At 68.3% G+C, this 24,432-nt stretch carries 26 protein-coding genes and 2 pseudogenes; 16 read left to right on the forward strand and 12 right to left on the reverse strand.

What is annotated here, in order from left to right; genetic code table 11:
* Positions 1-91: 91 nt before the first annotated feature.
* The gene (locus J2S66_RS04390; protein ID WP_310304072.1) at positions 92-658 is read right to left on the reverse strand and encodes an NUDIX hydrolase; all 567 of its coding nucleotides are present in this window, start codon (positions 656-658) and stop codon (positions 92-94) included.
* Entirely contained in the window at positions 651-1,946 is a 1,296-nt protein-coding gene (locus tag J2S66_RS04395; protein WP_310304074.1) for a helix-turn-helix transcriptional regulator, read from the reverse strand. Before J2S66_RS04395 ends, J2S66_RS04390 begins: the two co-directional genes overlap by 8 nt.
* 132 nt (positions 1,947-2,078) lie before the next feature.
* Between J2S66_RS04395 and J2S66_RS04400 the strand changes: the two genes are divergently transcribed.
* The 6 genes from J2S66_RS04400 (at position 2,079) to J2S66_RS04425 (ending at position 6,177) form a co-directional block, all read left to right on the forward strand.
* Positions 2,079-3,257 carry a radical SAM protein gene (locus J2S66_RS04400; RefSeq protein WP_310304076.1) on the forward strand — a complete coding sequence of 393 codons (1,179 nt, stop codon included), beginning with the start codon at positions 2,079-2,081 and terminating at the stop codon, positions 3,255-3,257.
* Positions 3,254-3,907, forward strand: coding sequence for a 3'-5' exonuclease (locus J2S66_RS04405; protein ID WP_310304078.1), 654 nt, complete (start codon positions 3,254-3,256; stop codon positions 3,905-3,907). Before J2S66_RS04400 ends, J2S66_RS04405 begins: the two co-directional genes overlap by 4 nt.
* Positions 3,901-4,521: an AAA family ATPase gene (locus tag J2S66_RS04410; RefSeq protein ID WP_310304080.1), complete on the forward strand. Its 621-nt coding sequence runs from the start codon at positions 3,901-3,903 to the stop codon at positions 4,519-4,521. Before J2S66_RS04405 ends, J2S66_RS04410 begins: the two co-directional genes overlap by 7 nt.
* A 243-nt stretch (positions 4,522-4,764) precedes the next feature.
* Positions 4,765-5,616 (forward strand): helix-turn-helix domain-containing protein, encoded by an 852-nt coding sequence (locus tag J2S66_RS04415; protein WP_310304082.1) that lies wholly within the window; start codon positions 4,765-4,767, stop codon positions 5,614-5,616.
* Positions 5,616-5,903 (forward strand): HC3 family zinc finger protein, encoded by a 288-nt coding sequence (locus J2S66_RS04420; protein ID WP_310304084.1) that lies wholly within the window; start codon positions 5,616-5,618, stop codon positions 5,901-5,903. The genes J2S66_RS04415 and J2S66_RS04420 overlap by 1 nt, the downstream gene beginning before the upstream one ends.
* Positions 5,904-5,910: 7 nt before the next feature.
* Positions 5,911-6,177, forward strand: a complete 267-nt coding sequence (locus J2S66_RS04425) for a transcriptional regulator (protein ID WP_310304086.1) — start codon at positions 5,911-5,913, stop codon at positions 6,175-6,177.
* Between the two features lie 231 nt (positions 6,178-6,408).
* Here J2S66_RS04425 and J2S66_RS04430 read toward each other — a convergent pair whose 3' ends face one another.
* Positions 6,409-6,900: an Imm1 family immunity protein gene (locus J2S66_RS04430; protein ID WP_310304088.1), complete on the reverse strand. Its 492-nt coding sequence runs from the start codon at positions 6,898-6,900 to the stop codon at positions 6,409-6,411.
* A gap of 447 nt (positions 6,901-7,347) precedes the next feature.
* On the opposite strand from J2S66_RS04430, the gene J2S66_RS04435 reads away from it, so the two are divergent.
* A complete protein-coding gene (locus J2S66_RS04435) occupies positions 7,348-7,857 on the forward strand; it encodes a hypothetical protein (protein ID WP_310304090.1) in 510 nt (169 codons plus the stop codon).
* A gap of 531 nt (positions 7,858-8,388) precedes the next feature.
* Here the strand turns inward: J2S66_RS04435 and J2S66_RS04440 are convergent.
* Positions 8,389-9,015: a TetR/AcrR family transcriptional regulator gene (locus J2S66_RS04440; RefSeq protein WP_310304092.1), complete on the reverse strand. Its 627-nt coding sequence runs from the start codon at positions 9,013-9,015 to the stop codon at positions 8,389-8,391.
* A 59-nt stretch (positions 9,016-9,074) separates the two neighbouring features.
* Here J2S66_RS04440 and J2S66_RS04445 point away from each other — a divergent pair, with 59 nt between their 5' ends.
* Complete coding sequence (locus J2S66_RS04445; RefSeq protein WP_310304094.1) at positions 9,075-9,332, forward strand: hypothetical protein; 258 nt, start codon at positions 9,075-9,077, stop codon at positions 9,330-9,332.
* 6 nt (positions 9,333-9,338) lie between these two features.
* Here J2S66_RS04445 and J2S66_RS04450 read toward each other — a convergent pair.
* Positions 9,339-10,146: pseudogene (locus J2S66_RS04450) on the reverse strand (transposase family protein).
* A gap of 152 nt (positions 10,147-10,298) precedes the next feature.
* Between J2S66_RS04450 and J2S66_RS04455 the strand changes: the two are divergent.
* The 5 genes from J2S66_RS04455 to J2S66_RS04475 all read left to right on the forward strand — a co-directional run bounded on the left by J2S66_RS04455 (position 10,299) and on the right by J2S66_RS04475 (position 16,314).
* The gene (locus tag J2S66_RS04455; RefSeq protein ID WP_310304095.1) at positions 10,299-11,510 is read left to right on the forward strand and encodes an ISAs1 family transposase; all 1,212 of its coding nucleotides are present in this window, start codon (positions 10,299-10,301) and stop codon (positions 11,508-11,510) included.
* 340 nt (positions 11,511-11,850) lie between these two features.
* On the forward strand, positions 11,851-12,027 hold the full coding sequence (locus tag J2S66_RS04460) for a hypothetical protein (RefSeq protein ID WP_310304097.1): 177 nt from the start codon (positions 11,851-11,853) through the stop codon (positions 12,025-12,027).
* 515 nt (positions 12,028-12,542) lie between these two features.
* Complete coding sequence (locus J2S66_RS04465; protein WP_374726064.1) at positions 12,543-12,740, forward strand: hypothetical protein; 198 nt, start codon at positions 12,543-12,545, stop codon at positions 12,738-12,740.
* Positions 12,741-13,065: 325 nt separating this feature from the next.
* Positions 13,066-15,786, forward strand: a complete 2,721-nt coding sequence (locus tag J2S66_RS04470; protein WP_310304099.1) for a hypothetical protein — start codon at positions 13,066-13,068, stop codon at positions 15,784-15,786.
* Between the two features lie 267 nt (positions 15,787-16,053).
* A complete protein-coding gene (locus tag J2S66_RS04475; RefSeq protein WP_310314650.1) occupies positions 16,054-16,314 on the forward strand; it encodes a trehalase-like domain-containing protein in 261 nt (86 codons plus the stop codon).
* On the opposite strand, the gene J2S66_RS04480 is transcribed toward J2S66_RS04475, so the two are convergent.
* Positions 16,251-16,796, reverse strand: coding sequence for a transposase (locus tag J2S66_RS04480; protein WP_310314653.1), 546 nt, complete (start codon positions 16,794-16,796; stop codon positions 16,251-16,253). The two genes, J2S66_RS04475 and J2S66_RS04480, sit on opposite strands and share 64 nt — an antisense overlap.
* Before the next feature lie 51 nt (positions 16,797-16,847).
* Positions 16,848-17,099, reverse strand: a pseudogene (locus J2S66_RS04485) (IS110 family transposase); the annotation flags it as partial.
* 250 nt (positions 17,100-17,349) lie between these two features.
* Here J2S66_RS04485 and J2S66_RS04490 point away from each other — a divergent pair.
* From J2S66_RS04490 to J2S66_RS04500, 3 genes are all read left to right on the forward strand, one after another.
* Positions 17,350-17,694 (forward strand): DUF6247 family protein, encoded by a 345-nt coding sequence (locus J2S66_RS04490; RefSeq protein WP_310304100.1) that lies wholly within the window; start codon positions 17,350-17,352, stop codon positions 17,692-17,694.
* 3 nt (positions 17,695-17,697) lie between these two features.
* The gene (locus J2S66_RS04495) at positions 17,698-17,898 is read left to right on the forward strand and encodes a hypothetical protein (protein WP_310304102.1); all 201 of its coding nucleotides are present in this window, start codon (positions 17,698-17,700) and stop codon (positions 17,896-17,898) included.
* A 487-nt stretch (positions 17,899-18,385) separates the two neighbouring features.
* The gene (locus J2S66_RS04500; RefSeq protein ID WP_310304103.1) at positions 18,386-18,829 is read left to right on the forward strand and encodes a DUF488 domain-containing protein; all 444 of its coding nucleotides are present in this window, start codon (positions 18,386-18,388) and stop codon (positions 18,827-18,829) included.
* Here the strand turns inward: J2S66_RS04500 and J2S66_RS04505 are convergent.
* The 5 genes from J2S66_RS04505 to J2S66_RS04525 all read right to left on the reverse strand — a co-directional run bounded on the left by J2S66_RS04505 (position 18,826) and on the right by J2S66_RS04525 (position 23,182).
* Positions 18,826-19,656, reverse strand: coding sequence for a DUF8757 domain-containing protein (locus tag J2S66_RS04505; RefSeq protein ID WP_310304105.1), 831 nt, complete (start codon positions 19,654-19,656; stop codon positions 18,826-18,828). The genes J2S66_RS04500 and J2S66_RS04505 overlap by 4 nt on opposite strands.
* A gap of 687 nt (positions 19,657-20,343) precedes the next feature.
* Positions 20,344-20,811 carry a hypothetical protein gene (locus tag J2S66_RS04510; protein ID WP_310304106.1) on the reverse strand — a complete coding sequence of 156 codons (468 nt, stop codon included), beginning with the start codon at positions 20,809-20,811 and terminating at the stop codon, positions 20,344-20,346.
* Positions 20,812-21,284: 473 nt separating this feature from the next.
* Positions 21,285-21,428 carry a hypothetical protein gene (locus J2S66_RS04515; RefSeq protein WP_310304109.1) on the reverse strand — a complete coding sequence of 48 codons (144 nt, stop codon included), beginning with the start codon at positions 21,426-21,428 and terminating at the stop codon, positions 21,285-21,287.
* 289 nt (positions 21,429-21,717) lie between these two features.
* Complete coding sequence (locus tag J2S66_RS04520) at positions 21,718-22,551, reverse strand: helix-turn-helix domain-containing protein (protein ID WP_310304111.1); 834 nt, start codon at positions 22,549-22,551, stop codon at positions 21,718-21,720.
* A gap of 4 nt (positions 22,552-22,555) precedes the next feature.
* On the reverse strand, positions 22,556-23,182 hold the full coding sequence (locus J2S66_RS04525) for a helix-turn-helix domain-containing protein (RefSeq protein ID WP_310304113.1): 627 nt from the start codon (positions 23,180-23,182) through the stop codon (positions 22,556-22,558).
* Positions 23,183-24,432: the final 1,250 nt, after the last annotated feature.

The following is a 24,432-nucleotide window of genomic DNA, read 5'->3' on the forward strand; positions in this document are numbered from 1 at the left end:
ACAGGACGACTCGGTTTCATCGCACATACCGCGGCTGGTGTGGGTCGTTGATCGGGCGTCGGAACAGGATGTCCGTCCCGTGGTTGTTGGATCATCCGGAAGGGTCTGCTCGGTAATCGGCTCCAGTGGTTGTGAGGTAGACGGCCAGTGCGGTCAGTGACGGGCCGTCGGTGATGTGCCCGGCGGCGATCAGGTCGGGCAGGTCGGCTGTCGGGATCCACTCGACCCGACTGGCTTCGGCGGCATCGGGCGCACCCACCAGGGTTGCGTATGTGACCAGGTAGACGCGGTATCGCTGGGTGCTGATGCCGGTCATGGGGCTGTAAGTAATCAGGGGCGTGACCGTGCCGGATTGGTACCCGGTCTCTTCACGGACCTCGCGGACGACGGCGGTAACGGGGTCTTCGTCATCGTCGGACCAGCCTGCGGGAATTTCCCACCCCCAGGTGTCGGTGGTGAAGCGGTGTCGCCACAGCAGCAGGACACGGTCGTGATCGACTACCACCGCCCCCACGGAGGCACGGGGGAAACGAAGGACGTGGTGCTCGAAGCGCGGACCGCCGGGGATCTCGACGTTGTCGAGGTCGACGTTGACCCACTCGGAGGCGTAGACCCTGCGGGTGCCTCGGACCGTCCACTGTGCCGAACTCTCAGTCACGCGTTGCCTCCTGAAGCCGGGCGTCCAGGCTCTGCGCGCTCGCGGAGCCGGCGGAGCGGACCATGTGGGCCCGGATGGCTTCCGCCCGGGTCAGGATGGGGTCGACCATGGTCTTGTCGGCCCAGTCCAGCGCGCTGATGGCCACTCGTGCCGCCTCGTCCGGTTCGTTGTCGTGGAGGTGGCATTCGGCCAGATCCAGGGCGAGCAGTGCCCGGCCTTTGACGTCGGTGGTGGCGCGTCGTTCGAGCGCGGAACGCAGCAGCGGCGCGGCGTGTTCCGTCCGGCGCAGCAGGAGGTGGGTGGTGCCCGCCATGCCGTCCAGTCGGGCCGCGTCGAAGAAATCGGTTCCGGTGGGCGGGTCACTGATCGCCTGGGTGTGGTGGTGGGCGTCGTCGAGCGCCTTGAGGCTGGCCTGCGTGTCGCCCAGCGCGGCCGTGGCCCGCGCAAGTAGGGCGCTGATCCACGCCCGGCGCCGCGGGCTGGATGCCGTGCCTTCGCGATCGGCGCGGACGAGCAACTCCACCGCTGCGCGGTGGTCACCCTTGAAGAACGGGCCGAGCGAGTGGACCGCGAGGACCCAGGCCGCGAGATCGGGGGACTCCGCTTCGCGGGCCGCCAACCCGGCCACGTCGAAGTATCGGCAGGCGTCGTCGTGGCGGTTGAGGTCGAGGAGCAGGTGGCCTGCGACGCCCGTCAGCACTCCCAGCAAGACCGCCACACGACGGCGTACCCGCTGCGGCTGGGGATGCGCGAGCACGTCGTTGAGCCGAGTGATCTGGCCGGACACCGATGGCCACAGAACGCCCGGAGGGATAACCGGGTACTGCTGGGCGTACCCGTAGGCGGCGCGTTCCATGTGATCCAGTGCTATGCCGTTGATGCCGGAGCGCGTCAAGGCATCCGCCAGAACCCAGGGATCAACGTCCATCGGGAGCGGGGGAGACAGTACCTCCTGGTCCGTCCCTGTTCTGGGAGATACCCGACTCTGTTTCGCCGTGATTTGGGGAGTCGATTCCCGGCGAAGTCTTTCCTGCTCGCTTTTGCTCTCTTCCCGCAGTGCGACCAAAGCCCCCTCTGCGTCCAAAGCGCGGTCGATGGCCTTGACAATCTCCATGGAGGGGAGGTTGTGGTCGGCGCGTTCGGCCAGTGAGACGTATTGCCTGGTGTAGCCGATTTTCTGGGCCAGTTGTGGTTGGCTGAGGCTGGCTGCGGTGCGGCGTCGGCGGATCTCGCGGGCGAGTCGGACACCGGCGGGTTCGGTCGGGTCGGGGTGTTCGTCGTCGCTCATGTCGCCTCCGCCTGCGCCAGGGGGCAAATAGGGGGCAAATACCGTGTGTCGTGGTTTGCGTTGTTCCCTGATCGTACCGGTCGTGGTTGGAATGCGTGTGCACCGATTCCGGTGTTTCGAAAGGGGTGGATGGTGGACGCTGACCATGGCGGGGCGCGGGCCCGGTCGGGTGTGCGGTTGCTCGGTGACGTGGAAGTGGCGGGGTTGCGGTCGGAGTTGCGGGAGGTGGTGGAGTACCGGAAGTCGGGGTTGAGCCTGAACTGGGTCGTCGGGTGTCCGTTGGACTGCGGGTACTGCGTGCGGCACCTGTTCGGCAACTTCGGCATGAAGGTGCCGCGTGCGTTGCTGCCGGACGAGGACGCGGTCCGGGCGCTGGTGGGACACCGGTTCTTCCGGCCGCACGTGACGCCGGTCCAGTTGCTCAACCGGGCGACCGATCCGATGCTGCCCGCGGTGAAGCCGCACCTGTTCCGCGTGCTGCGGCTGCTCGACGAGCGGGGTTTGACCAACCACGTGCTGGTGATCACCCGGTGGCGGGTGGAGCCGGAGGACTGCGCGGCGCTGGACGCGCTGCGGAACCTGAGGGTGACGCTGTTGGTCACCCATTCGGGGATCGAGGACGAGCGGGTCGAGCCGGTGGACTCGGGCATCGCGGCGGAGTCGCTGCGCACCGCGTTCGCCCACGCGGAGCGGTTTCGGGTGGTGTTGTACTGGCGGCCGATCGTGCCCGGCCTCAACGACTCCGACGCCCACATCGCACGCGGTCTGGAGTTGAGCCGGCACGCGCACGCGGCGGTGTTCACCGGCTTGTTCTACCGCGACGAGATCCGCGCCTACTACCGCGACCACGGCCTGCCCGAACCCTACGAGGACCAGGCGCGGCGCAAGATCCTCCCCGAGGCGTCGGAGACCCGCATCCTCACGGCGGCGGCCGGGCGGCCTGCCGGGGGCGCGGTGTTGTTCCGCAAGACCTCCTGCGCGGTGGCCTACGTCCACCGGGTGCCGGACTACAACGGGCACGTCGGCATCCGGGAGCTGTGCGACATCTGTCCTGCCGTCCAGTTGGGCCGCTGCGACGCCGCGCGGACACCACCCGACCCGGAAGGGGTCGCGGCGATGGCGGCGGGGTTGGGCGGCAGGCTGGTCGCGGTCACCGACCGCGCCGTCGTGGTCGACGGCCTGGACGAGCAGCACCGGTACTTCATGCAGCACGGGCTCGGGTTCCAGGTGCACGACGCGGCCAAGCCGCACCACCCGCGCCGGCACGGCCGCGCCGACCTCGGCTGGCCCACCATCACGGAGGCATCATGATTACGCCACCATCCACCCCGCCACCCACCGCGTCGACTTCGGTGTTGCCCGCGGCCGTGCAGGGTCGTCCGCTGGTGGTGGTCGACGTCGAGGGCAACGGCGGACAGCCACCGCGGATCGTGGAGATCGCCGTGCTCCCGGTCGACGACCGCCCGGTCACCGGGCGGGACCTGCGGACCTGGCTGGTGCGCCCCGCCGAGCCGATCACCGTCCACGCCCGCCGCGTCCATGGCATCGCCGACGAGGACGTCGAGGGCAGGCCGTTGTGGCACGGGGTGGCGGGGGAGGTGGCGCCGCTGCTGGAAGGCCGGACGTTGCTCGCGCACAACGCCACCACCGAGTACCGGGTCCTCGGCGCGCACCTGCCCAGGTGGCGACCGCCGATGGTGCTCGACACGCTGCGGCTGGCCCGTCACGTCTGGCCCGGCCTGCCCGGCTACGGCCTGGACACCCTCGTCGCCCACGCCGTCCTGGACACCGCCGACGTCGCCGGGCGGCGCCCGCACCGCGCCGGCTACGACACCTGGTGCGTCTGGCAGCTCTTCCGGGCACTGCTCGCCGACAGCGGCCTGGACTGGCACAGCTTGGTGCGCGCCGCGGCGCTGAAGGACTTCCTGCCCGCCGACGAGCCGGAGGAGGGCCTGTGGTGACCTCGGAGGTCGAGAAGCCGCCGGTGGTGGCGGTGACGGGCGCGCACTCCACCGGCAAGTCCACCTTCCTCGCCCGGCTGGCCCACGAGCTGCGCCGCGAGCACCTCCAGGTCTGCACGGTGGCGGACCTGGGGGAGCAGGCACAGCGGGTCGGGATGCCGATCCTGCGCAACCACACCTGGGCCTCCACCCTGTGGATCATCACCCGGGGCATCAGCGACGAGCTGGAGGCGTGGCTGCACGGCGACGTCGTCCTGGTCGACCGCGCCGTCCCCGACGCCCTGGGCTACTACCGCGCAGCCCTCGCCGACCGGGGCGAACACCCCGACCCGGCGGTGCACGCCCGCCTGGAAGGCGTGGTCCGCGACCACAGCGTCCACTACGACCTGCTCTACCGCACCACCCTCGACCCCGACATCCCCCTGGGCACCGACAAGCACCGCGACCCCGACGCCGACTTCCGCCGCCTCGCCGACCACCACGTCGGACAAGTACTCCACGACCTGCGCCTACCGCACCGGCTGCTGCCCGCCGACGGCCACGACCACGCCCTCGAAGACACCCTCGGCTTCGTCCTCGACCGCCTCGCCGCCACCCGGGACGGACGACCGTGAACGCCGCGCGGCACGCCGCACAGCCTCGACCCGGCGGCACAGCCAGCCACCGCCCCGCCGAGGCCGCGACCACCGCGCGCAGGCGGACGAAGCCGCAAGTGCCGGCGCCCGCCCGGTTCGGCTTACCCGCACGGCCCGTACCCCCGTGGAACTGAACCGCCCCGGGCAGCACAGCCGAGCACCACCGCACCGACCGACGCCGCGTGCGCGGCGGCACCCAAGCACCACAACCGAGGAACCACCATGGACACCGACGAGAAGACCGCCACGTCGAGGTTGAGCACCGCCCGCAGCCGCGAACTGGGCGAGGAACTGCGCCGCATCCGCCACCGCGCCCGCCTGCCCTCCGCCGTCCTCGCGGAAAGCCTGGGCTGGTCGCTGGGCAAACTGAGCAAACTCGAGACCGGCAGCCGGGGCACCAGCCCATGGGAGATCGCCACCCTCCTCGGCCGCTGCATCGCCGACAAACCCAGCCGCGACCGGGTCATGGCCATCGCGCACGAACCCGACACCGGAACCTTCACCCGCCCCCACGCGGGCCACCCCGACAGCCTCACCGCCCTGACACTGCACGAACGCGCCGCCGCCACCATCACCACCTACGACCCGCTCACCATCCCCGCCCTCGCCCAGACCCCCGCCTACGCCCGCGCCCTGACCGGCGACAACGACCTGGTCGAGGCCCGGATCGCGCGGCAGAAGGTGCTCAAACCCGACGGCGGCCCGGTCACCGTCCTCCACATCCACGAAGTCGCCCTGCGCCTGGTCGTCGGCGACCGCGCCACCATGCGCGACCAACTGCTGCACCTGACCCTGATGACCGGCCGGCCCACCGTCACCGCCCACGTCATCCCCCTCACCGCACCCGCACACCCCGCCCTGGCCCACCACGCCACGCTGCTCACCTTCGACCCGCCCACCAGGCCCCTCGCCTACGGCGACAACGGCACCGCCGTCGTCTTCCACGACCACCCCGCCGAAGTCGAGCACCACCAACGCAGGATGCGTGAACTCCACGCCCGCGCCCTGCCCGAAGCCCAATCCCGCGAGGTCATCGCCCACTGGGCCGACGCCTACGACAAAAGGAACCGGTGATGACCACGCAACGACCGTTCCGGTGGCAACCCCACGACGGCAAACGCCACGCCGTCCACCACGACACCTTCCCCACCCAACACACCACCACGCTGTGCGGGGAAGAGCTGACCATCCCCACCACGCGCGCGACCAAACAACAGTGGTGCTGGCCCACCTGCACCGACTGCGACACCGCCTGGCGCCTCGCCGAAGGCATCCCCCTGCCCCTGCAACAACGCCGCACCACCAACGGCCCGGGACCCGCCCACATGCTCGCCGTGCTCAGCCACTCCACGCGAGGATGACCGCCCCATGCCTCCCACGGTCAAGCTACGCGTCCTCGCCTTCACCACCGCCGCGCGAGAAGCCGGATACCGCTCCGACTACGCACTCGCCGACGCCATGCACGTCCACCGCTCCACCATCTCCCGCGTCGTCTCCGGCCACCTCACACCCGGACCGACCTTCATCGCCGCAGCCCTGACGGTGCTGACACCGTCGAACTTCGAAGACCTCTTCGAGATCGTCGCGACCGGTCCGGCCAAGAACACCGACCACCCGACAACCCACGACCACTGAAACACGACAAGCCCCGCGGCCGGTGCGATCCCGAGACACCGCACCGGCCGCACCGGCCGCACCGGCGCGACCACCACACGACAAGGGCCGCGACGAGCCCGATTCCGCCTGCCGCGCCGACGTCGTGACCGGTTGCGACACACAACCGGCACCGCTACGACCCCGGTGCGTCCGAGTGGATACGCCGCCGTACCACCCACCGGTGGCGCGCTGGCAGCCGCGGGGCGCGGCTCAGAAGACGTCCGTGTCCTGCCACCGCACGCAGGTCGGACGCCGCCCGGTCTGCAGCAGTTCGTGCAGCGCCGCCCGCCATGACTCCAGCGGCACCGACGCGCTGCTCGGGAACGGCGTCCTGGTCGCCTTGTCCATGTACAGCACGCACGCCCCATCCGACGGGCGACTGGTCGACCCCAATGAGACCCAACTGCCTCCACGCTCGTCCGACAGTACCGCGTCGGGCGCGAAGTCCGCCGGGCCGCCGCACAGGATCGCCCCGATCCCCGCACCGCGGTCGGCGTCGACCTTGACCTCATGATCGGGATACCTGCCGTCCATCAGACGGGGCCGGTCGCGGACGGTGAACACCGGCGGGTGCGGCTGAGGATGCTCCAGGATGTAGTCGAGGACCCGGTCCAGGGCTTCTGCCGTGGTGACGACCTCCGGTTCGTCACCGGCCCCGGGGCGGTCGTCGCGGTAGTACCAGACAGTCAACGCCGCACTCACCGTGGGCTCCTTCCTGTGAACACCAGCGGCCGGTAGCGACACCCGCACTCGTCTCGTCACCGAAACGCGGTGGTGGCGCACGCGAGTGGTCGCGCCGGTCGGACTGACGTCCTCGAGCCCGTCGCCCGTCGGTGCTCCACGACGCCGCGGTCGAGCGGACCGTCGCCGAAGACGACCGTGATCGGCGTAGGACCGCCCATCGACAAGGAGCGGTCGTTCACACGCCGAATGGCGCAGCCCGGTCCTGCAATGTTCCATACGCGATTTATGCGGACAGTTCGGCCCGTATTCGTCGTATCCCCGTTTCGCCGCATGGCGGAGCGCTGGTTCCCGGTGGTTGCGAGCCGAATGGTCGTCACCCGGCAAGCGCATTTACGGCCCGATCGTGAGACGGCTAGCTTGAGTGCCCGAGAACCCGCTTCAATCGCCCCCGACATGAGGACGCACATGGAAACACGTAAAAGGCAGTTGTACTCCCGACTGGGCCGACTCGCCGCCGTCGTGATCGCGACCGCCGCGCTGGTGGCGGCCGGTCCCGGCGCACACGCCGACACCGGAGCCTCCAGGCTCGGCACACCCGCGCTGTCCGCGCACACACCCGACGTCTCCGTCCAGACCACGGCCACGGTGTCCAAAGGCGTCTGGTCCTGCACGTTGGGCGCAACCCTCCCCAACCGCTGGTACGGAGGCTCGGGCGGCGGCGAACAGGCATTCGGCAACCTGAACTGCACCCACGTCATGCCCGAGATCTACATCGCGGTCGGCCTCTACCGCAACGGCAACCTGGTCGCCGCCACCGACAGCCACAAGTTCTCCGCGGCGTTCGCCAACGCATTCCCCTCCGCGTCGCCGCACATGTCGGCGACCTACGAGAGCGGCGCCATCGCCGCCGTCCTCTGGCCCGACAACACCATCACCGAGATCCCGCAGATCTACAGCCCCGCCATTTCGCTCTGACGTAACGGGCCGAACGAACCGCGACCGTCTACCCGTACGGCCTCCAACCGCTCCTGCCTCGCCGCAAGAGAGGCGATCGAAACAAGAGGCGCCTGCTCGGTCGACGACCTCTCGATACCGATGCCGCCGCGTTCCCGGTCCTGCGTTCACCGAGCGAAATCGACCGGTCATCGACAGGGCGGCCCTCCCAGCCCAGCCCCAGCCGCGCACCGGTTGTCGTCCGCAGAACAGGACATTCCGGCCGGACAAGAACTGCGGTGGCAGAACATCTCCGCGTCCTGCCACCGCACGGCCCGGATACCGCCCCGTCGTCAGGAACTTGCACGCGGCCCGGCTCTGCGACCTCGGCGGTACCACCCCATCGCCCAGGACTTCCGCCCGGCCGTCTTGTCGACGTACAGGCCGGACACTCAACCCGTACAGAGCCGGTCTCACCGGATCGGTGGCGGCCGCACGGCATCCGCACAACCGTGTGGGTGGAGCGGGTCCACCGACGAACACCCGGTTGGGTCCGCAGTCCGCAGTTCGCCGTCAACGGCCCTCCAAGGCTTGCCCGGGCGGGCGTGCGGGCGTCGGGAAGACCGCTCCCAGCACGTGGGCGAGGATGGCGGCGGAGTCGGAGGGCGGGGCGATCGTGTGGCGCAGGGCCAGTCCGATCCCCAGTGCGCCCAGCATGACGACCGCTTGGTGCAGGGGCATCGCGGGGGTGAGCCCCAGGCGTCGGGTGTGCTCGGTGAGCAGGGAGACGACTTCCTCGTCGTGACGTTGCTGGACGGCGGCGATCAGGGGGGCGGTGTCGGGTTGCTGCGCCGTCGCGGCGAGCACTTCCGCGGCTGCGGCGCTCCACTTCGCCGCGCCCTCGCCGGCCGGGTCGAGGGTGGTGAGGGCGGCGATCAGGTCGTCGCGGCCGGTGGCGCGGGCGAGGGCGTCGCGCAGCCCGCGCAGGTGGGTGTCCGCGTCGGCTTCGACGATCGCCAGCCACAGCCCTTCCTTGCCGCCGAAGTGCTTGTAGACGGCGCCGCGGGTGTAGCCGGCGTCGGCAGCGATCTCCTCGACCGTCGCGGCGATGAAGCCGCGTCGCAGGAACACCTGCCGTCCGGCTGCCAACAGCTGTTCGTGGGTGCGTCGCTGCTGCTCCGCCCGCGTCAACCTGACCATCGCCCACCATTCAGTAACGGAACGTTTCTGGAAACGCGATGTTACTCTATGCTCGACGGATGGACTTCCTCGGTGTCGTGGCGTCGCTGCTGAGCCTGCCCCTGAGCCTGGCCGGGTTCGCCTGGTACGCCGTGCGTGCCCGCCGCAGCGGCGGAGGACAGTCGCTCGTGTCGCCGTTCCAGGAGATCTGGGACCCGGTCGCCCACAGGACGAGCATCGAGATCCGGGCGGAGGCCGAGCGGACTCCGCAGACACCCTCACCAGGCGACCCGCCGCTGCTCCTGCCGCGGTGCCCCGACGAGCCCACCGATCAATGAGCCTTTTCATCGTTGTTGGCGGCGGGTCTCGATGTGGTGCAGGACGAGGATGGCCGCGACGATCGCGGTGGCTCGGCGTGGGCAGCAGCGGAGCTTGGCCGGTATTTTCCAGCCCTTGAGTAGCGAGACGGCGCGTTCGCCGAGTGCGCGGATGCGGGCGTGTGCCCGGTTGACCGCCTTCTGACCTCGTGACAGCCGGGGCCGGGTGGCGTGGCGCTTGAACGGGGTGCGCACCGTGCCGCCCGCGCCTTGGTACGCCTTGTCGGCGAAGGTGGTGACGTCGTTGGTGGTCAGCACGTCGACGAGGCCGTGGGTGCGGGCCGCGGTCAGATCGTGGGCGGCGCCGGGCAGGGCCGGTGGGGCCCACACCAGTCGGCCCGCCGGGTCGGCGAGGATTTGGACGTTGATGCCGTGGCGATGGTGTTTGCCCGAGTAGTAGGGCTTCTGGTTCGTGACGCGGTCGATCGGGACCAGGGTGCCGTCGAGGATCGCGTAGGCGAGGCGGGCGGCGCGTTCCCCGGCGGCGTGGAGGTCGTCGGCCAGGCCGGCGAGGAGGTCCACCACTTCCCGGACGTAGCGCCAGGCGGTGCTGCAGGAAATTTCCGAATCCGGCGGCCAGACGAGCGCAGGTGTCGCCGTTGCGCAGGTGGGCGAGCACCAGCAGTGCCTGGCGACCGGGATCCAGGCGCCGCCACCGGGACCGACGACGCGACCGCTCCGCGCGGATCGGATCGGCCAGGCGGACAAGGGTGCGGTTGGACAGCGGAATCGCGGCAGGGTTAGGACAGCACGACGAGGCTCCCGGTTGGGGCATCGGATCTTGGTCGACTGCTGTCTTACCGGGAGCCTCGCCCACCACGCTCCCCACTACTCAACCGCGCCGTGACCTGCGACGTCACGATGAAAATGGCTCGGTGATCATGGAGTTGCGAAGCCTCACGACTCCGAGGAAGACCCCACCCGCCGATGACATCATCTCCCATCACCGCACTGCCCCTCACGCCGGCCCGCGTCGGCAGCCCACCACCGCCCGTCACCGACGGTGAGCACGGCGGTCTGCTGGACGCCCTGGCGAAGGTCCCGGATCCACGTGACCCGCGCGGGATCCGCTACCCGTTGTCGGCGCTGCTGATGGTCGCGGTCTGCGCGGTCCTGGCCGGGGCGTCGTCCTTCGCGGCGATCAGCGACTGGCTACGGGATCTCGACGGCCATGCCCGCGACCGGCTCGGTCTCGACCGCATCCCTTCCGCCACAGCGATATGGCGGGTGTTGACCCGGCTCGACGCCGACCTGTTGGCCGCCGTCCTCGGCGGCTGGCTCACCACCCGCGCCCGGCGATCACCACCGGTCCGACCGGATCGATACCGTCATGTCATCGCCGTGGACGGCAAGACCCTGCGCGGCGCCCGCCTCGACGGCGGCCGCCAGGTCCACCTGCTCTCCGCGCTGGACACCGACACCGGCATCGTCCTGGCCCAGGTCACCGTCGATGTGAAATCCAATGAGATCCCCGTGTTCGCACCGCTTCTCGACGCCGTCCACACGGTCATGGGTTCCCTGCAGGGCGTGGTGTTCGTCGCCGATGCCCTGCATACCCAAGCCGGCCACGCCCAGCAGGTCGCCGCCCGCGGAGCGCACCTGATGACCGCGGTCAAGGGCAACCAGCCGACGCTGTCCGCCCAGCTGAAATCCCTGCCCTGGCCGGACATCCCGGTCGGAAATCGCACCCGCGACCGCGGTCACGGACGCCGCGAGACCCGCACCGTCAAAGCCGTCACCTCACGCACCCCCGGTGGCATCGCGTTCCCGCACGCCGAGCAGGCAGTCCGGATCACCCGCAGCCGCACCACCAACGCGAAGAGCACCCGCGAAACCGCCTACTTCGCCGTGTCCCTGCCCGCCGGCGACGCCCTACCGGCCGAGCTGCAGGGCTGGATCCGCCGCGAATGGCTCATCGAGAACCAAGTCCACCACGTCCGCGACGTGACGTTCCGTGAAGACTCCCACCAAGCCCGGACCGGCACCGGCCCCGCCGTCATCGCCACCCTGCGCAACACCGCGATCGGCTGGCACCGCACCAACGGCGACACCAACATCGCCCGCGCCCTCCGACGCGCCAACCGCCGATCACACGACCTCATCACCGCCGTGACCAGCAGCTACCCCACAACGCAATGACCCTGACCGGCTGCCCCCGTTGACGAACCGGATCGCCGCCGAGGCGGGAAGCAGCCCGGACCAGAGGTCCAGGGTGGACTGCCGGGAGGAGGTCACGCAAATCTTCATCGACTCACCTCGGGACCGGCATGGAGGGCATGATCCCGACTCGGCCGATCGTACTCATCGCGTCTTCCCAGAGCGCGAACGCGTCGATCCCGCCACCGCCGTCGGCCAAGTGGTCGATCCTGCTCTCGGCAGGGATGTATTCCGTCCTGATCACACCCCGCACCAGAGTGTAGAGACCTTCTTCGGGAAGTTCGCGTAAGTGGTCCGGGCGTAGAGGGCAGCACCCTCAGGGGTGGCCGAAAAGTACTTCGACCCGATGCCCGGCGCGTTCCGGAAGCGCCGGGCATCGAGGAGCTGGCTGAGTTCCTGCTCCTTCACCGCGCGGCAGGGCCTACGCAAGATCCAGTACCGCAGCGACCTCATCAACGGTTGCCTGATCGGCATCGGGCTCCAACTCCACCCCACCTGACCTCAACCGACACCATGAATTGAAGACCAGTAATCCGCCACCCCGAGACGTCTCAGCGAGTCTCGGGGTGGCGGCGGGCCGAGACCCGTCCCGATATGGCGGCCGTAGCCGTGTCGGCCTGGATTGGCGCCGATCAAGAGTGATACCGAGGGTGAGCGTACGGGGCCCGTCGCTCAGCACGCCTACGGCTCCAAAAGCGACGGTGGCACCGGCGAGAGCGACTGCTGCGCCGGCGCGCAGAGCAGCATATAGACGGTGGACGGTCCCATCAGTCACCCGCGAGCCGGCCGCAATCTCTCCAACAGGATCCAGACCCGACACCAGGCACCGCTTGCCGTCCCATGGCGCACTCGAGCGTCTCAGTTGCCTTTAGCATCGGACTCGAAGAACAAGCCGAGCTCTTCTAGCACTTCGCGCGCCCGGCGAGCAGCGGATTGACCGCCACTGGCTTGATCGGCCCCTAGGTTCCCGTACGAGGCAATCTCTTTCAGAGCGTTCCTCATAGTTTCGGCTTCGTGCTGATCAATGTGCCGCATGACCCGAAGCTACACCCAGTCATCGGCATGAGCGGATACTTCTCGAAACGCACCGACCTCTCGGCCCACACCCACGCCGACCTCCAGGCCGCCCAGGACCGCCTCAACAACCACCCACGCAAGACCCTCGACTGGAGGACACCCACAGACGTCCTCCAGGACGCGCTGGCATCATGACCCGGCAACGTTGCGATGATCACTCGAATCCGCCCACACAAGTTCGCCTGAGCAGCCGCACCGACCACTATCTTTACGGTCGCAGGGCCACGCCGACCTCGTGCCCGTCTTCCGCAAAATCGTATGTCGTCGGCGTCACGGCGCATCCGGTTCACCGAGGGTAACCGTTGCGGGGCGGACGTTCGGAGGTCCGCACCGTCCGCTCGTCCGGTCCGCTGGCAGCGCTGGGCCAGCACGGTGACATCGGGGTGGAGTCCGGCGGCGGCGGTGGCACTCTGGCCCGTTGTCCGGCCGGTGGCGCCCGGACACCGCTCCGGGAGGACGTATGCGACGGCTGCTCGCGATCCTGTTCGCACTGGTGCTGGTCCCGCTGACGCCGATCCCGCCAACCGCGTCGGCCCAGTCGTGGTCCGGGCCGACGTCGACGATCGCCAACCGCAACGGCCGCAAGGTCATCCAGCTCTGCGACCAGGGCGGGGCGTGCCGCACCACGACCCCGTTCTTCATGGCGCTGAACTCGCAGAGCGTCCCGGTCGGCAACGGCGACTGGTCGTACTTCGACTACCAGGCCCGGCTCGCGGCGGCCAACACCGCGGCGTCGGACATGAACGTCGCGCCCATGCTCCAGGTGCACCTGATGAGCACCAGCGACGCGTTCATCGACCAATTGGCGGGCAAGCTCAACGCGCTCAACCCCAGGCCGTACCTGATGGTCCGGATGTACCTCCAGGACGCGCCCGCCTTCGGCCGTGAAGCCGTGAAGATGAAGGACCTCCAGGGCAACATGCGCGACGACACCAACGGTGCGGGCCACCCGTGGTCGCTCAACGAGGCGTGGCTCGCCTACCAGGAGGAGCAGATCTCCCGCGTGCTGACGCGCATGGACACCAGTTACCCCGGGCGGGTGATGGGAGTGCTCATCGCCTACGCCAACGGTGGCGAGTGGTTCTACCGGCCGTACGGCTACGACGACACCGCCGGGAAGATGCTGGACTGGGGCGACCCGAGGTTGTGCGGGCCCGTGCCCGGCGCGGCGCCGAGGTGCGGCATGTTCCCGTGGACCAACGACTCCGGCTCCCAGCCAGGTGCGATCGGCCGCCACCACTTCTACCTGGGCGACTACTCGGCCAGTGCCGAAGCGGGCTTCTGCTCGTGGAGCGGCCTGCCCGCGAGCCTGGTCCCCCAGTGCCGGTCGGCCACCCCGACCGAGCGCAACAACGCCGTCCCGGGCCAGGTGCCACCGGTCTCCGGCGCGGCCCGCGGCACGCTCCTCGACCCGGCGGACCCCGACTCGTTGCGCGCGGCGAAGTACAACCAGTACCAGTCGTCGCGCACCACGTCCGCGATCACCCGGCTGCTCGCCAAGGCCAAGCAGGTCACCGGCAACCGCGTCCTGACCGCCGCCTTCTATGGCTACCAGTACGGTCTGGGCACCGAGCTGCCCGTCAGCGGGCACAATGACCTCACGACCCTGGTCAACAGCCCGAGCGTGGACATCATCAGCGGCCCGTACTCCTACCGTGAGAGCCGCCTGCTCGCCCACGGGTTCGTGCAGCAGGGCGTCACCGACACGATGAGGCTGTCCAACAAGCTGTGGATGGACGAGGACGACACCCGCACGCTCCTCGCGTGCGAGGTGAACTGCCAACCCATCCCGTTCCAAACCGTCACGAACCTGTGGGACAGCATCCGGGTGTTGCGCCGCAACCTGATCGCGGCCGGTATCGGCGGCCGGGCCGTGCACATGCTCGACCTGCAGGGCGTCGGCTGGTTCGGCCGCCCCGACCGGGCGGGCGACTCGGAGGCCCTGTGGGCCAACCTCCAGTCGGTATTCCGGGCCGTCGACAAGATCCGGCACGGCGGCGCGAACGCCTACCGACCGCAGGTGGCGGTGTTCGTGGACGACGTGTCACCCAACTACCAGGCCGCGCTCACGCCGGCCGGGGAGAACTCGTACGGGTTCGCGAGCGACCAGCTGCCCAACCTCGTGGAGGACCTGACCCGGCTCGGCACGCCGATCCGGCACTACCTGCTCAGCGACCTGACCAAGGGCAACCTCGACCTCAGCGCGATCAAGCTCGCGGTGCTGCCCAACGCCTACGTCGTGCCGTCCGCCGTACGTTCGGCGATCGACACGAAGCTCAAGACGCCCGGCCGCACCGTGCTGACGCTCTACGCGGGCGGGTACGTGCGGGACGACCAGGCCGCCTCGATCGCGTCGATGACCGCGCTCACCGGCATCACCGTCGCCAAGGGCTCGGGCACGCCCGCGCTGACCCAGAACTACTCGTTCGTCGGCCAGACCGGCGGTCCCGGCTACCCGCTGACCCCGTGGTTCACCGTCACCGACCCGGCCGCGACGACCCTGGCCACCTACCATGCGGGCGGCGTGTCCCTGGCGCGCAAGACGATCCCGATCAGCGGCGGCAGCTACACCTCCGTCTACGCCGCCGCGCCCAAGCTGCCGCTCGCCGCACTGCGCCGCATCAGCGAGGACGCGGGCGTGCACCACTTCGCGCCGGTCGGCGACTCGGTGGAGGCCGAGGGCAACATGGTGGCCGTGCACGCGGGCACGACCGGCTCGAAGACCGTCCACCTGCCCACCTCCATGCCACGCGTGTACGAGACCGCGTTGTACCCCCACGACGTCGAGATGTGCCGCAACTGCACGCAGTTGACGAACCAGGCGTTCAACGAGGGCGACACCCGCGTGTTCCGCTGGACCTCTCCGCCGCGGGGCAACTTCGAGCTGCTCACGGGCACGACGGCCGAAGGGTGGGTGGCGGACGTCGACGTGCCCGCGACCTCGTCGGCGGTGGCCGTGTACCAGGGCGGCCCGGCGGGTGTCGGCACCTACCTGGGCGAGTTCCCGACCAGCACCGACCGACCGGACGTCAACGCCTACTTCGGCATCACCGGCGTGCACGGCTTCCGCTTCACCGTGCCGAACTGCGCGCCGGGCACCCCGGTGCACATCTACGCCGTGGACCCGGAAGGCGCCGCCGGTGATGGCAACACCTACCTTGGTGGCCGCACCTGCACCTGACGGACGTCGGTAGACGTGGTCGGCGCGGGCTACGTCCGCGCAGCCGCGTCGCGTTCAGCCGGGACGTTCCACGGTCGCCGGCCCGAACCCGGGTCGGCGATGGCAACACGCCGGCTGATTCTGTGCCGCTCGGAAAGTCATCGTTGTAGGTCGCTTGGTCAGGGCAGAGTTCTGGCTGACCACGAGAGAACTGGTGCGGTTGCTGTGCGAGCGCGAAGGCCTGCGTCGTGGGCGCAGTCAGAGCCGATGGTGCTGCGCTCGCCCGGCATGAACTGGCAAACCACTTTCGACAGTCGGCAGGAGACCGCCACCGCGGTCGTCCGGCCACGCGAGGGCGTGGTGATCCTGCTGGAATTACACTGCGGCGCCACCGACCTGTCCGAGGCCACTTCCGGTGGGCCCGAGCGGCGCGCCCGCGCACACCGGTCGAACTGGACCGCCACACTGAGATGCTTCTATGACTGTCAAGTGGTGCTTGGCCGTGGCTGGGTGGCGGTGAGGAGGCGGAAGAGTTCGCGGCTGATGTAGCGCTTGAGGATGCGGATGGTCTCGCGTCGGGTGTGGCCTTGGGCGGTGCGGCGGGTGAGGTAGGCGCGGGTGCGTGGGTCGTGTCCGAGCCGGGTCAGGGCGACGGTGTGGAGGGCCCGGTTGAGTCGTCGGTCCCCGCTGCGGTTGAGGCGGCACCGCTTGGTGTTGCCCGACGAGGCCGGCAGTGGGGCGACTCCGGTCAGGGCGGCGAACGCGGGCTCGGAGTGGACGCGGCCTGGGTGCGACCAGGCGTGCGGCACGGTCGCGGCGACGACGGGGCCGATCCCGCAGATCTGGAGCAGTTCGGGGGCCTGGGCGGTGACCGCCGCGGTCAGGGCGGCGTGGTTGGCGGCCAGTTCACCGTCGAGGGCGCGGATGCGACGGGCCAGACGGATCGCCTCTGCCCGGCAGACGGCCCGAGTCGTGGTGGCGCCGGCGGGTGTGCGCCAGGCGGCGATCGCAGTGATCGTCCTGCCGGACAAGGCCCGGCGGGCGTCGACGCCGAGGTCGACGGTGCGCGGCAGCGCGGTGAGGGCGTTGACCGCGCGGGTGCGTTCGCCGGTCATCTGCTCGCGGGCGGTGGTGAGTACCCGCAGGATGGTGCGGTCTTCGGCTTGGCGGGGCCGGCGCAGCCGCCGCTCGGTGAGTCCGCGGGCGGCGCGGGCGAGTTCGACGGCGTCGACGCGGTCGGTCTTGCCCGCCGCCCGGCGCACCGATGCTGGGATGTCGGGCGCTTCGGCCAGGGTGAATCCGGCGGCGGCCAGGTGGCCGACGAGCACCGCGCCGTAGGAACCTGCGAGGTGTCAATAGTCGGCCGCACGGCCTGACCTGCGCTTACGCGGCTGTGGGTTTGTACACGTTGATCCGGTTATCGAGGATGGTTCGGCGGTATCGACGTGTGGACCGGCGGTCTGCGAAGGCTCGTGCTCGGGCTGTCGGTCATGAGTATCTTTCAGACACCTTCACTGCGGTCGCTTCCGGGCCGGTGATCGGCGGCCGGGGGACGCTCGTGGCGGTTTGGCGTTAGGGTGGGGCATGGCCTCTCCTGCTGCGTCGATGCCCTCCGGTGGCGATCCGGTGGCGCCTGCGGCTGATCCGGTGGCGATCCGGGCCGCTCTGACGCCGATGCTGGTGGCGGAGTTCGACCGTGAGTGGGAGTTGGTGTTGGAGCGGGCCAAGGTGTCGAAGGACTTGGCCGGGATACGGGATCTGTTGGGCAAGTGGCGGCACATCGCCTACGGCGAGCTGCGCGACCCGGGCTCGTACTACCGGATGTTGGCCAAGGCCGAGCAGGTCCAGCGCCTGGGTGCCAATCCGGACGCGGTGTCGTTGGAGGAGATGAAGGCGCTGCTGCGTCGGCGTCAGGGGCGGGCCGAGTAGCCGGTGTATCGGATCGTGCCCGACGCGGCGAGCCTGGAGCAGGTCGTCGCGCTGCCCGTGGAGGCGCTGTCTGCGTATGCCGAGGTGCTGGCGGTGTTGGAGTTGCAGCCGTGGAACGGCCGTCCGCAACATGAGGACAACCCCGGCGCGGCGGTGCGGTACTGGAGCTTCGGACCGGATGGGCGGGTCAGGTCGTATACCTGATTCTGGAGGAGCAGCGCGAGGTGCACCTGCTGCTGGTGCAGTGGCTGGGCTGACCCCGTCGGCTGCTGGGTTGTGCTTGCCGGAATGTCGTCCGTGCAAGTCGGGCGGCAGTGCACGACTTCCAGGAGCACATGGGAGCGGGTAGTGGGAGCAGAATGGGAGCCGTCGGGCGCGTTCCATAGCGCTGAACCTCATTCAACGGCTCCCAATGGCCGCTTTTTGCTGCAAGGGTTGTGTTTTCGCTGGTAGAGTCTTTGTTCCGGCTTCATTCACACCGAAGTGCTCTTCGAACCGCGCTCAACGACGCTGAACGACGCGAAACCGCAGGTCAACGGCAGTGAACGACATAGCGGTCGGGTGGCTCTCCGGGCTGAGCACTTCTGCAACTCCGAAGAGCCGCTCCGCGCTCTTGAGGACCGTGTGGCTGGTGGCCGTGCAAGGGCTGGTCGGTGTTTCGTGGTTACAGAGGGTGTGGCAGAGTCGGACCGTGCGAGAGGTGCCGGGTGTGGTGGGTGTCGGGTACGAGGGCCTGGACGTGGAGGGCTTCGTGTCCCGGCTGACCGACCTCGGCGTACGAGTCCTGGCGGATGTCCGGTTGACGCCGATCTCGCGCAAGCGTGGCTTCAGCAAGCGTGCGTTGGCCGAGACGCTGTCCGAGGCCGGGGTGGAGTACCTGCATCTGCGCGAGTTGGGCAACCCGAAGGACAACCGGCCGGGGTTCGCCGGTGACGACGTGGCGTTGTCGCGGGCTCGTGGGCGGTACGCGGACCTGCTGGATGTGGGGGCCGCGGACAGTGCTCTGGACCGGCTGGCGGTGCTGGCGGGGGAGTGGCGTGTGGCGGTGATGTGCTTCGAGGCTGACGAGGAGCGTTGTCACCGGCACGTGGTGCTGGAGGCGGTTCGTGCCCGTCTGGATCCGGTGTCGGTCTAGCGTTTGGGCCAGTAGACGCCCAGGACGCTGAAGGTGCGCGGGCTCTTGGCCTGGTTGCCGACGTAGAAGACGGTGTCCCGGTCTGGCGCGCACATCTGGTCGAGGTACTTGGCTCGTAGTTCGCGTACGAGGTCGTCGTCGTTGCGGTGCTTCAGCGTGCGTTGCAGGGCGACGAACTCCCAGTCGAGGATGCCTTGGCGGTGGCCGTTGCAGCGTGGTGCGCAGCGATAGCGGTACCAGCCCTGGAACCGCGGCGCCTGCAGTGCGGTCCGGTCGCCGCCGGTGAGGTCGAGTTGGCCGACGTAGCGGTCGATCTTGCGCTGATCCTCGGGGCTCCATCCCGGATGGGGCTTGATGTCGATGCCGAGAACCCGGTCGGGGCGAACGGCGGCCAGGGATGGCGCGGCGGAGTTCGCGTGGACTGCTTCGCGGACAGCGCACATGGATGCGTCGACGTAGGGTTCGACTTCGACACGTCGTCGTGTCCACGGTTTGAGGTGGTCCACGGTGTGCACGCTGGTGATGTCCGGGCGCCAGCTCTCGGTGCGGAAGTCGCCTCGGGCTGGCTTGGCGCGCAGGGACACGATGTCGTACTTCTTGAAGGTGTGCGGGTTGTCGAGTTCGCGGAAGTTGATCGGGTAGAGGCGTACCCAGCCGGGCGTGTCGAAGTCCAGGCGGATACCGGCCACGCACACCGTCTCGCCGTAGGTCTCCGACGGGTTGGGCGCTGCCTTGACGGTGATCAGCACCCGCATCTGTTGCCATCCGTCCCCGACGGGCTTGGTGGTGGGCGCGTCGTCCGGTCCGAACAGCAGTCCCTGACTCATGGCACCCCCGGCAGTGTGACAATCGGTCACCACGATCGAGTGTGACCTGCGCGAACATGCAAGTCATTCCTCCGGTCGTGTGCACACGGTGAGAGTGCTGTTCTGCTGCGGCTTTCGAAGGTGAAGCGATGAGCATCGATCACTCGACCGGGTAAAACGTTCGGGTGATATAGCGGAGATCGTCTCGCATGGATGGTGATCCACAAAGCGCCGACATGATCACCAGCGGTCGGCGGATGGCGTGGTCGAAAGTCGGGATGCACCTGCGGTAAGGAGCGCCAGAGCCCCAATCGGGACTTCCGCTGCCTGGGAGAGGTCAAGTTGCCTTGCACGTATGGTGCGCTGGGCAGTGGGGCGACAGGTTGGCCGGCACGGGCGTGATCAGATGGCGTTGGCCTTCGCGCGCCTTTACCGCCAGCTGCATCGTCGCCGTTGGGCGAGCGGTTCGACCCGCCTGACCAGGGCGTCGTCCGCCGTACGGTCCGGACCTGGGCATTCGACGCCGCCGAGGGAAGTGGGCAGCGGCCCGCCGGTGCCCACTTCCAGCGGCCCGTCGGAACCGTCTCGACCTGCCGAACGGACCTGGACCGACACGCGCCCACGTCACAACGACCTCCGCAGAAACGGATGACCTCTCCGTCACTGCCCTATCCGCGAACCACCCGACTCGCCGCAAGGCGAACTTGCTTAAGCCATGCTGACCAGGATCCAGAACTGGATCGACAGGAAGCCCAGGATCGCGACGAGTCCAGATGTGTATAGGTGCGGGCTCGGCCAGGCCAGGTTCAAGAACTCGGCGACGATCGTCGCCGAGGCAGGCAGAAGAAACCCCCAGACGAACAGCCATCTGCGGCGGGGAGCCGAAGACTTAATGGTCAACTGCCGGACCATCACCACGAACAGTCCGAGACCGATCGCGGGGCCACAGACAAGCCACGGCAGGTTCTCAATCCGGTCGGCCGGAACGGCGAATGGGACGACCGAACCGAGTACCAGGAGCGAGGCAAGCGCTAACATGAACCTGTAGCCCTGCTTCTCGGCCGGACTCAGTTGGACGGCGCCTCCATGTCGAAGCGTCGTCACGGCCGCCGAGAAGGCGGGGGCGGCGAAGCCGAGCTGGGCCAGCGTTCCCAGGATCTGATCAGGACTGATCATGCGGTCCCTCCCGTGGAGTCGGCTTGCCGTAGAAGGTCGAACGCGCTTCCGTGCGCCAGGAATTATGCGGTGACCGTTCCCGGCCGAGAGTCGTTCAGCCTCCTCCCTCGCTCCATCGTGTGCGCGTTTCACACGATCGGCTCAGCCCAACGGGCCGGTCATCGGCAACGTCGAGAGACCAGCGTGACCCGATGTGAACGTCCGTTCGTGCCTTCGGTCATTTCGGCCTGTGGGGTTTCAAAAGTCGGCCACGCGGTCTGACCTGCGCTTACGCCGCGATGGGGTTCGTACTCGTTGATGAGGCCGTCGAGGACTGGTCGGCGGCAGCCGATGACTTGTCGGCGGTGCAGCGCAACTCGATGTAGTCAACGCAGCCCTTGGTCGATCTTCCAGATGTCATGAGGAATAGTCGGCCAAGGGCTGCGTCCATGATCGGTAGGGCAGACAACCGTCGATCGAGGAATGAACTCGGATCAGCGGATGAGAAGGTGCAGGCCCAGGAATGCGCCGCCCATCGCGCACAGTCCGGCCAGTACGGCGCCGGGAACGTTGCCGTTGGCCAGGAAGGTCAGCACTCCGACCACGGCGGCGCACAAGAAGGCGATGACGAAGATCAATGCAGATCGTATGCTGACAAACGCCTGGGGTTCAGTCGACACCGATGGCTGGCACCCGCAGGTGCGCGCGGGGTTGCTCTCCCCGTCGGTGCATGCGGTCATGACCGCACCGCCCTCGACAGGACTCGCCCCGGCGCTTTCTCGCAAGCGGCATAGAGGTTGCCGGATGTCCACCCGGCTTTTGCGGTGGTGCCGGGGCCGTGTGGCCCGGCCGACTCGGATTGTGGCAAAGTGCCCACCTCGCCTATGTTATAGTTCGTTTCTCTGTCGCGTGCGGCAAGGCTTCCAGCTATTCGCCGATGATCGGCTTGGCGGCCTTGGGGTGAACGCCGAATATCTCGGATGTCTCTTCATGGCTGATTACTTCAGAGGATCGGATGTCTGGTCGGTAGTGCCAGGCGATCCCGGCCCACGAACTCACTGTCAACGATATGATGCAGTAGACCGCCAGCATAATCTCGTGTGAGACTCCGTAGTGCTGCATCGCTATCGCGCTGCCCGTCAACATGCCCACAAGAACGCCCAGGGCGAGAAGGGCGCGAACCAGGAAGCCGAAGCGCAGGGCATCGGCCACGCCTGCGAACCCCTGCCGAGCAGCAGCGACCTGTACACCTCCTGGCTCTGGAACCGCAGGGACACCGGTCTCAGCCCTTCTAGCAGGGGTGGCTTCAACCGTCGTTGTCGTGCCCGGCGGTACTGCGGTTCGTGCTTCGGAATACGTGGGCATGGAGGGCCGCGAGGACGGCGCGTTAGCGTCCGAGAGCGGATTCGCTGTGGCGACCCCGGAGTCGTTACTCGTGATCGATCGGTGCAGATGGTTGACCCTGTGCAGTGAGTTGATCCACAGTTGGGTCTCCTCCTGCGTCACCCGGCAAGCTTTCAAGAACAGTCTCAGGTGCGTCAGGGACGGCAGTTCGTCGCTCGTCAGCATGGCTTGCGCCGTGCTGCGGGACATGCCTTTTCCAGCGCGTTTCCCGATCTGAGTGTAGGAGAGTTCCTTCGTTCTGCGCATGGCGTTGAGCAGATCGAGGAACTCTCGCGGCGTTACGACGTCCAAGACTCCGCGGACCTGCAGGGTGTATTCTTCGTTCGGCCGACGGGCCGGTGCGTCCCGGTCGTTCATCGGCCTAGAGCCCGATCACCGGAGGCGCGGCTCTGTGGTCGAGACCAAAGATGTTGTCGTCGTCTTCGAGGTAGTTGGGGCGCCGATGATCGCGGTCCGGTCGTTCCCGGATCGCGGCGAAGACGAACGAGACCATCAGGGATGCCAGTCCCAGCAGCACTGAGATGAAGAACTCCGACGCCCCGTGCAACGTCAGCGTGATGACGCCGACCGGGAGGGCCGGTGTCATCACGACGAGCAACCAGTGTGCGCGGTGCAGCGGCTCCTTCCTGCTGCCGTGCCGTCGAGTGCGTGTGCCAAGTGTCGGCCACCCGCTTGCCGATTTTGGCGCCGGCGGCATGATCGCCGGAACGACCGGCTCGACCTGAGTGCCCCAGCGCGCCACTGGAGGCTGTACCGACTGCAGAATCGTCTGAGGTGGCGGCGGGGTCTGTATGCGGTGGAATTCCGCGAGCCAGATGTCGCGTTCGAAGTCGGATACGCCGCAGAGGTGCAGGATGAGGCGCAGTCGGCGATCACTTGGCGACAAACGACCGTGGAGGATGGCGTGCGTGCTGGTTCGGGAGATGCCGTGGAGAGATCTGGCCCGACGTCCGAGTCGGGCGTATGAGAGGTTCTTCTCTCTGCGCAACTCGTCAAGCGCATGGAGGAAGCCGTTGAGGTCGGTTACCTGCGTCGTCTTGCTGACCGCCCGGGAGGGAGGGGCCCACGAGGCGTAGACGCTCGCCGTCGCCGTCGATTCGTCCGTGATCGGCGCCTGTTCGGCACGGTTCGCACGCGTCGCGAGGGCCTGGGCTCTGCGTAAGGTCTTCCCTGGTGCGCGAGTCGTGTTCGCATCAGGTTCCGGCGGCGGTGGCGCCTGCGGGTTCGCGGGATGAGCTCCTGACGGCGCCAGGGACGTAGGTCGCGGGGAAGTCGAGTACGGGAATGGGCTCCGTCGACGGCTGGAAATGATCATGTTGTTGCCCTCTGCTGCACTGAGTCGGCCCGGACACGTCGACACACTTACCCGGCGTCCTCTGAAGCGGACGGTTGGCGCCGTCTCGATCATCGGGAGACCAGATCTGTGCAGTGCGTCGTTGTACGTAATGATGGGACGAAGGTGCCCGATCGCGCACTGCACCTGCCGTCCGGCGCGTCTGCCGGATGGTTCGGACGGCAGAAATCCACCCACATAACCGCTGGTCAGACCGCCTGTGAGCATCCAGAACAAACTTCTGAGCATCCGAGAGTCCGGGGCATGACTGGTGGCCCTCCGGAACCACGCCTTACCGTTGACTTCGGGTCCGGCATGAACGGTTCGGCCCACCTCGACGCGCTGTTGTCCAGGCCCGGACGCGTGCATCGAGTAGGCGGGGGGTTCGTTGGCGCGAAGCCCTCGCCGGTCCTCTGCGCCGATTGCTCCGGTTTCGCCCCCCCGTCCGGCTTCTCGCGGGACGTCGGACGGATGACCCGCGGTGCTTGGAGTACTTCGGTGGGGTGCCAGAATTGGCTTTGCCGCGCGCGCTCGACCTGGCCTGCGAGACGGGCTGGCCGCCGCATCCGGTTGTGTCATGGGTTCGCTCCGCCAGCGGGTCCGGACAGCGCCCTGCTTGCCCCTGTAGCGGCAGGTCTCATCCCCGTGGCTGCTGCTGCGACACGAGACCCCCTCGGAGAACTGGTTGCCTCCCGGTCCAAGTGGTGCCCTCGATGTCCAAGGCTTGAGGGCGGACAAAGCGTGGACGCGGACAAGTCGCATGCGCCGTTACGATGAGACGGTCGCGAGCGATTCTGGATTACGATCTTCTTCACCGCCACAGCCACAGCCACATCCGCAACCGCGTCATCACGGGTGAATAGGCACCTCGTCGACTCCGCGGGGTCGACGAGGCGACCCCGCCG

This window comes from Saccharothrix longispora (assembly GCF_031455225.1).
GTDB classification, from domain to species: Bacteria; Actinomycetota; Actinomycetes; order Mycobacteriales; family Pseudonocardiaceae; genus Actinosynnema; species Actinosynnema longispora.